The organism is Alkalimonas collagenimarina (assembly GCF_030717845.1).
Lineage (GTDB): Bacteria > Pseudomonadota > Gammaproteobacteria > Enterobacterales > Alteromonadaceae > Alkalimonas > Alkalimonas collagenimarina.
The window spans coordinates 83,496-91,632 of sequence record NZ_JAUZVZ010000015.1 but is presented as its reverse complement, the minus strand read 5'-3'; the positions used below and the strand labels follow the sequence as shown (position 1 = coordinate 91,632).

Sequence of the window (8,137 nt, the reverse complement as noted above, 5' to 3'; positions counted from 1 at the left end):
CGCGTCAAACGCGGGTTTTTGCTTTTTGATTAGGCAGGAGGATAGTCATGCACCACCATCTCATGCGTTGGCTAAGTGTAGCGTTGTTACTGCTCGTGAGCAGTTGCAGCGATGCAGTACTTGAAGTGCCTATGGCGAAACTGGTCGCGGAGCCAGAGCGTTTTCATGGCCATGTACTGGTTATCGAGGGCACAGTGCAGCGCTTTGATGAGCCGTTGCATCATTGGCTGGAAGACGAGCAGCAGAATCGGGTTGGCATTGTGCCTGATGAGCTGCTGCAGGATTTAGTCGGGCAGCGGGTTCGGGTACGTGGTCGTTTTACGGCCAGTACTGAGCAAGGCCGCCGGATTCAGGTACATCAATTAACTCCGGTTGCTTCCCCTGAAATGCACGGCTCAGCAGATAATCTCTGAGCCGTACGACTTAAAGCTACAGATTAAATCGGTGAGCCCGGTGGCATCTGAACTGGGGTAAAGTCATCCAGCCACTCACCTTGCGTTAAAAAGTGCTCAATCCGCTTGTTTAAATAGCTGAAGTAATCCGAATCGGTTGCACGACGACTGTGGCGTTGCAACCAGGCCGCGTTCTCCTGCAGCTGAGCCTCCAGTTGGGCGCGGACTTCTGGTGCCGTGTTGCTATCACGACTGACCATGGCCAGTTGTAGCAGTGCTAAATAGGCAACGCGCTGGCTAATGGCATCATCCTGACTGCGCAGTGGGTGCAAGGTGGACTCGCTTAGTTTGGCTGCCAGTATGCGAGGAGAGGGGATGACATTGTCTTGCTGATGTTGCCAACGTAAGCGATTGAGCCGTTCAGGATGCAGGATGAGTTGCAGGCTATGTTGCGCACTGGCTTCAGCCATGGTGATCGGGTCCTGAATTAAGCCCATACGAGATTGAAAATCTTCCCGGCTATTTGCTGAGCCATAGGCTTTGGGAACCAGTAATTGTTGAACTTGCGCGGGTAATTGCAAAAAATCAGTGTTTAAGGTTTGCAACAAAGCACTGAGAGCCGCATTTTGTCGTGAGGCTTCAACAGGGCGATAATTACTATCGCCTTCGCCCTTAACATAGTAGCGGTAGTGCATGCCGCCAATCAGTTTGACCGCAGCTTCCGCTTGAAAGCGATGCAAAAGATACATCGGTACCAATAAGTGCTCCAGTTGATCCAATGGTTGGCCATCAGCAAGGTTGTTCAGACCAAACTCGGCCAGTACCTTCTGACGCACGGTGATTAAGCGCTGCAACTCGACTTCGGCATCAGCACCATTGTCCCACAAGTGAGCGGTGGGGTGGGCACCACCGATGGGGCGCGCATCACGATCGGAGATAAAATCGTAGTTTTGCTGGCGGGCCTGTTGTAATAACGCAGTGAGACCTGCTTGCTCTTGCTCTTTCGAAGCAAATTCGCTGTAGCCATAGGCAACGGCAAACTTATCCCAGCTACCCATTCCGCTGCTGTAGGCTTGATTTAAATGGATCTCACCCTCGTCATTCATGGAGACCAAAGGGTGAGGGTAATCCATGACCGAGGTACGGTTCTGGGCATTGGCGGCAAAGTTATGGGCGATGCCCAGGGTGTGGCCAATTTCGTGTGCTGATAACTGACGGATACGATTCAGCGCCATGGTTTCAATGTCAGCCAGTAAGCGGGTGCTATCTTTACCATCAGCGAATGGGGCTAATAAGCCCTGTGCAATCAGCATATCTTGCCGAACACGAAGTGAGCCAAGAGATACATGGCCCTTTAAAATCTCTCCGGTTCTCGGGTCGGCCACTGAGTAGCCATACGACCAACCCCGAGTGGCGCGGTGAACCCATTGTATGATGTTGTACCGCACATCCATTGGATCCGCATCAGCCGGTAAATCTTTGACGATAAAAGCATCTTTGTAGCCAATAGCGGTGAAGGCATCGTTCCACCAGCGAGCCCCATCGAGCAAAGCTGTGCGAACCGGCTCAGGTACGCCGGGGTCTAAGTAATAGACAATAGGCTGCACCGGTTCGCTTAATTCAGCGGTTGGGTCCTTTTTCTCTAACCGATGCCGGTTGATAAAGCGGTGCGCCATGCTACTTTGCAATGGGGCAGCATAATTCTGAAAGCCATTGGCGTAGTAACCACTGTTCGGGTGAAAAGCTCTGGGCTGATATTCATCGTCTGGCAGTTGGATCAATGAATGATGCAAGTGTACCGTGATGGCCGTGGGCTCCGGGGTAACCGAGCGAACGTACTGACCGGCTCCGCTGCCGACAAAGGTGACTCTGGCTTCCAGTTCGGTATTACGGGGAAAAGACTTCATCCGATCTGGCCACAGTGCAGAGCGTGATACATCGGGCTTAAAATCGCCTTCATTCAATTGTTTTAGCCGGGCTTGGATCTGATGAATATCAGTATATAAAAATGGAGTGTAATCAATCAGCACTGCCTGCTGATCGCGGGCCACCACATCAAAACCAAACAGCACTGACTCGGCAAAGGCTTCTTGTACACTTTTACGCTCTGCCTCGTTATCAGTTAAGGCCAGATAGCGGGTATTTTTCTCGGTTAACAGCACGCGTGGACCATGGACGCGAAATTCAGCCAAGCGGGTTTTGCCCAATTGGCCTCGATCCAGCCCTAAATCATTAGAGCCTATGCCACGTGGTAAACTGCTTTGAAAAATAAAGGGCGATGGCTCCAGTGGTACTTGCAAGAAGACCTTGTCCTGACTCGGGTCATAAAAGAAATCGTAATACCCTTGTTGTTGCTCCATGTCTTGGGTAAAAGCACTAATCGAACTCATGCTGGCATGGACGCTGGCGATGGTCAACCAGAAGAAACAACCGTACAGCAGCCACTGCAGTGGCCACATTTTATGAAGCAACAATCGCGAACTCATAGGAAGGCTCCGAAATTCAAACTGAATAGAAACAATACCCTGCGCGATTTTTTGTTTTGGTGCAAGCTTTAATCGATTCGTCTGCTCTGTGAGAAGTGAAGGCACAGGGCAGTGGAGCACTGCCCTGTGAAGTTTTTAAAAATGGCAGATCAGCGTCCAGCTTTCATCGGAACCAGGTGTCGACTGGGTCCACCAGTTGGCTTGATACAGTGTTTGCTGATATCTAATCAGATCGCCAGTAGTGGCATGGCTCGGCTGACCCGCCCAGTCGGTTTGTGGCCAATCGGGATAAATCGGAGCCGTTGTAGGATCATGCCCCTGACAATCATCCGGGATAGGGTTTGTCTCGCCAGCACGTATATCTAAATTCACAAAGTAGCTGTTATCCGACAGATAAAAGCGATTACTTGCCAGATCCTGGCTGAGCTGCACTTGGTTGTCACTAAGCACGCCAATTTGGATCAAGGCGTCATGCTGGGCGTTCACCTGATTAGCCAGCTCAAAGGCCCAGTCAAGCGGTAATTGTGCTGCGTTGATGGTCCAACTTTCATCCAGCAGTTCCTGACCTTGGTCATCAAATACGCGAAGCTGTGCAGTATCACCAGCCGCTACCGGAATTTGCAAGTCAACAAAAGCGCCTTTATCAAACCAGTCAGCAGGGGGATCAATCGGATCGGTACCACTGCCAGTAAAAGTGAGATCTGAGCAGTTGTAAAAACCTTCGCCTACCACATCGATGCGTTGCCAGCGGGTATAGAGTATAGCTGGGCCAGTACGATCGGTTGGCAATGGCACATCAAACAGATAATAGCCGGCTTCTGCTGGTGTATTACCTGTCTCATAGATCAGCTCAAGATCGTCCCAATGCAATGCCCGGGCAGCCGGATCAATATCAGGCTTGGTGAGGTAAAACTGCCAAAAGCTGGGGTTGTGGGGGGTGGTGGCGCGAAACCTTAATGGCAGTATTTGGCTTTGCGAGAGGTTGATTTCAGTCGTTTGCCAATGACTGGACGCGATATTCATACCAGCTTTACGATCATCATTGGCAGCACAAAGGGTGCCATCCGGAATGGCTGCCCGCACTGCGTCCATATTGTTGTAATCACTAATATTAATAGCAAACTCGTGGTGCTGAGTATACATGTACCCTCCTGACTGCAAAAAAGCAGCTCTGCAGGCCAGGTTGGAGACACCAGAGCCATCGGCGGGCCACCAGTAGCCGCCATCCTCCTTACAGATTTGCTGACGGGCTTTCGGGTATTCGACATAGCCATGGGCCAATAGTGCTGGGCTAGCCAGCAAGGTAGCGATGGTGAGCAGTTGCTTTGCGCTCAGCTTCATATATTTCATGGTTTGCATCATGGATCCTCTTTCAATCGATGTTGAAAAGCCCACACCAATAGTGGGCGGGTAAGTTGTTGCATTGCATTATTGTTCTGAATGGCCTAGGCCTTGATGCATTGAGTTCAGGATGGCTCCGTTGTCTGCATCGATTTCCCAAGCGAAAATACCGCCTAACTGATGTTGCAGGATGTAGCTGCCTTTTTCGCGTACTGAACGCTTGGTATCCAAACTGATCAGGGTGTTGCTGGTTGGGTTCCAGACATAGCTGGCCTTGGCTTCGTCATCCCAGCCGACAGTAAAGCCATTGATGCCGCTGGCTTCAGGCCCCCCCATAAAGTCGGCTTCAATGGCTTTGTAATCCATGATGCCGCGCTCCCAGCCACCGGTGATGCCATCACCGCCAATACCGGTGAAGGGGTTGTTGTCGCTTACTGCACTGACATTGCTCCAGCCGCGGCCATACATGGCGGCTCCTAGTGCTATTTTCTCGGCCGGCACTCCACGGTCTAGCAGATACTGCACCGCCTCATCGGCTGAGAAACCATCGAGAGGTGAGTTTTCAGATGGGTAAAGCCCTGTCATGTGGCCTAAGGTTCCGCTCCAGGCGCCGTAATAGTCGTATGTCATCAGGTTGATGAAATCCATGTAAGCATGGGCATCTTCCCAGTCGACTACACTTAGCTTCTGCACGCCGCCACTCATGGCTGCAGCCAGTTCATACTCACGGCCCGTTTCCAGACTTAGTTCATCCAACGCTTCGCGCAGCTCACGCATTAATATGGCAAAACCTGCACCATCTTGTGGGCTCCCAAGCTCTGGCAAGGCGCCACCGCCTCCCGGAAACTCCCAATCGATATCAATGCCATCGAAGAAGTCATAGGTGCGGATAAAGTCGATCATTGAGTCGATAAAGACGGCTCTTGCCGCTGGATCAACGCCAATGTCATACAGTGGGTCTGACAGTGTCCAACCACCGACCGATGGCAAGATTTTCACCTCTGGATGGGCGCGCTTGAGCCGGTACAACTCGGCAAAAATACCGCGAATAGGTTGATCCCAGCGATCACCCGGGTAAGACTTTTCCAATGCGGCAAATTGATCGTGTACTACCACACTGTAATCCGGTTTCCCCTGACATTGTGCATTTAAGGCGGCGTAGCCTTCGGGGTTGGCCTGACGCAGCGATTCATTGGGGCCACAGACCGGTATAAAGCCATAATAAATATGAGTCAGGTTTTCAGCTGGAATGTCGGCTACATGGTAGTTACGACCATAGATACCCCATTCTACGAAGTAGGCGGCGACTTTTTTCCCGGTGGTGTTTTGGTATTTCTGGTTACGCTCTTTCATTGGGTGCGGCCAGTAACTCATGTCCAGATCAGTCCAGGGATCAAAACCGGGCTCAGAACCGTTACTGCCCGACACTTCAACCGTGGTAATACTACTTGGCTGACAATATTCATTGTCGCCCTCCACCAGACAGAGCTTTACTTGCAGTTGATAACTACCTGGCTGATGGATGGTAAGGTTGGCTTGACCACTTTGCGCTTGCTGGCCATTCGGAGTTAGCGCTGCACTATGGACAGCGCTGTCATTTTTCAGCAAAACCCATTTGTTGCCATTGGTTCCCCACCACATATCCCATTGTATTGGAATGGTGACGGAGCCATTTTCAAGTTCAAGCTGTGTCGGCATCCAGCTGATTTGTGGTGTGCCCGGTGTATTGGCAAAAACGAAATTGCTCACAACAAGCAGCGACCCGGCCAGACAAAGCTGGCTGATACGATGTTGCATGGTGTCCTCCAAAAGCGATTTTTTTATGTTGTCATCCCCTAAAGCAGGGCAGTGCGAACATGCGATAACGTATGTCTGACTGACGAACGGTTCCTTGTCGCTACGTGGTGCATGTCCGTATCAACTATTTACCAAATGACAGCGTTGTCAAATGATAAAGTTCTGATAATACGTTAAGTGTTTGAAATGGAGTTATAAAAATTTACGGTTTTATGGCGGGGAAATTGACAGTGCCAGCTACGATACTGGCACTGTCTGCGATGCTGCAACTAATCAATTTGGCGTTGACGACGCTCAGAAGAACGGTTTCCTCTTGACTCTGTCGCTTGTGGCCGACTTGGTGGCGTTGAGCGCTGCACGCTTTGTGGCCGGGATGGAGGTGTTTGTGCCTGAGCAGGTCGACTCGACTGACGTACTTGTTGCGGAGCCGATTGCTGTGGCGAACTCTGTCTGATCACGCGCTCAGGCGCTTGTTGCCGGGGCGACGGCACTCTATTTTGAGTTTGAGCAGGCTGCGTCTGAGCTCTGGTGTTCACCTGCTGCTGGCGGATTGCAGGACTGGTTTGCTGGCGAGCTTCAGGCTGCGAGCGAACCCGGTTCTGTGGTTGTGATTCAGGACGAGCTGGCCGCTGCGTTTGGCGGTTAAGCTGAGCTGCAGTGGCCTCCCTGTTACGACTGGCTTGCTGGCGCTCGGCCAGTTGCGCTTGACGTTGTTCCAGACCGTTTGTGGTGTCACGATGTGTCGATCTCGTTGACGCGCTGCCTTGGTGTATATCGTGCTGCTGCCGATCAGCCAGCTGTTGACGGCGTTGCTCCAGGTTAGCTTGTTGGCGAATGGTTCTGTTGCCTGTTTCAGTATTTCGTTGTGTTCCTCGTTCCGAGCTGTATTCAGAGCGGCGCTCTGTATTGCGTTGCTGGCGCTGACTATCAGGCTGACGCAAGCTTTCGGAACGAGTCGCGGTGCGATCATTGCTTTGCTGACGGACATAACGGCGTTGCTCTGGACGCTCAGAAGCATTCTGGCGATAGCTTGTGGTCACATCTCCGGAAGATTGACGACGTGGTGGACGACGCCACTCCCGAGCGGGGCCACGATCTTCACGAGTGTAGCTGCGTGGGCGGTCAGAATAGCGATGATTCAGTGCTTCGCGGCGATACACTACACCACGACGATGAACGGGGTTATGCTGCCAGCGCTTCCCATTATGCACGTGAACAACACGACGAGGGTAAGCTCGTGGTGGCTGATAAAAATGATGATGATTCACGATGACATGACGTTGATGCCAGTGAAAGCTGCTGAAGTAAAAGCCCGGTGTCACCCGATAATAGGGGCCCCAGTAAAAAGCGCTATGAGTATAATAGGCACCAGGGTAGTGCCAGTAATAGGGCTGATGATGTGGCCAATGCCAATCCCCGTAGATGACTCTGGTATTGTAGTAGGGCACATAAATGATATCAGGTTGTTTCGGTTCTATCACAATCACATTTTGTTCGCGTTGCACCACAATGTGTTCAACTTCATCCAGCGAGCCATGCGCATAAGCCTGCTCTCTTAGTTGTTGAATGCTTTGCATCACCCAAGCTTCGTCATTTAGAAACGCTTCGCCCAACTGTTCAAGCCAGTCTAAATCGTCGCTCATACGCTGCAATAGATCAGGAAAGGCAACCAGGGCCTTCACACTTGGATCCCAAGGTTCTTGCTCCACTTGCTGCAATGCCTGCTCAGAGCTTAATGACTCATGTTCGCTAGCCCAGCGAGAAGCCTGAACCACTTCCAACGGATAGGTGGATGCAATTAAGATATGACTTAGCACACTGTCTGGGTAAAGGGCGATGGGCGCCAGTACCTGATCTAAATAAGCTTGTTCATTAAGTTCATCTTCAGCCTGCAACTGTGGGCTAAGTAACAAGCATAACAGCACTAGTGGAAGCCAGCTGTGGATGGTTCGGTATAAGGCAGACATCATTAAGTCCTCCCGTAAGACCCGTTGCTGATGGCAGTTTAAAACATTTAATACGACCATCAGGACGGGTTAGTTCAGGCATACTCAGGGTATGCTATTGACTAATTTATAGTCGACTCTAGCTTAACTTAACCTGAACCATAGCACAGCCGTG

5 protein-coding genes are annotated in these 8,137 nt (G+C 51.2%); 1 reads left to right on the top strand and 4 read right to left on the bottom strand.

The features are described from left to right. Positions 1–47: 47 nt before the first annotated feature. Complete coding sequence (locus tag Q3O60_RS11810) at positions 48–413, top strand: hypothetical protein (protein WP_305894141.1); 366 nt, start codon at positions 48–50, stop codon at positions 411–413. Positions 414–436: 23 nt separating this feature from the next. Here the strand turns inward: Q3O60_RS11810 and Q3O60_RS11805 are convergent, their stop codons facing one another. The 4 genes from Q3O60_RS11805 to Q3O60_RS11790 all read right to left on the bottom strand — a co-directional run bounded on the left by Q3O60_RS11805 (position 437) and on the right by Q3O60_RS11790 (position 7,986). Then, entirely contained in the window at positions 437–2,878 is a 2,442-nt protein-coding gene (locus Q3O60_RS11805) for a zinc-dependent metalloprotease (RefSeq protein ID WP_305894140.1), read from the bottom strand. Between the two features lie 135 nt (positions 2,879–3,013). Further along, a complete protein-coding gene (locus tag Q3O60_RS11800) occupies positions 3,014–4,228 on the bottom strand; it encodes a lytic polysaccharide monooxygenase (protein ID WP_305894139.1) in 1,215 nt (404 codons plus the stop codon). 78 nt (positions 4,229–4,306) lie between these two features. After that, positions 4,307–6,016 carry a glycosyl hydrolase family 18 protein gene (locus Q3O60_RS11795; protein ID WP_305894138.1) on the bottom strand — a complete coding sequence of 570 codons (1,710 nt, stop codon included), beginning with the start codon at positions 6,014–6,016 and terminating at the stop codon, positions 4,307–4,309. A gap of 269 nt (positions 6,017–6,285) precedes the next feature. Further along, on the bottom strand, positions 6,286–7,986 hold the full coding sequence (locus Q3O60_RS11790) for a DUF3300 domain-containing protein (protein WP_305894137.1): 1,701 nt from the start codon (positions 7,984–7,986) through the stop codon (positions 6,286–6,288). Positions 7,987–8,137 lie beyond the last annotated feature (151 nt).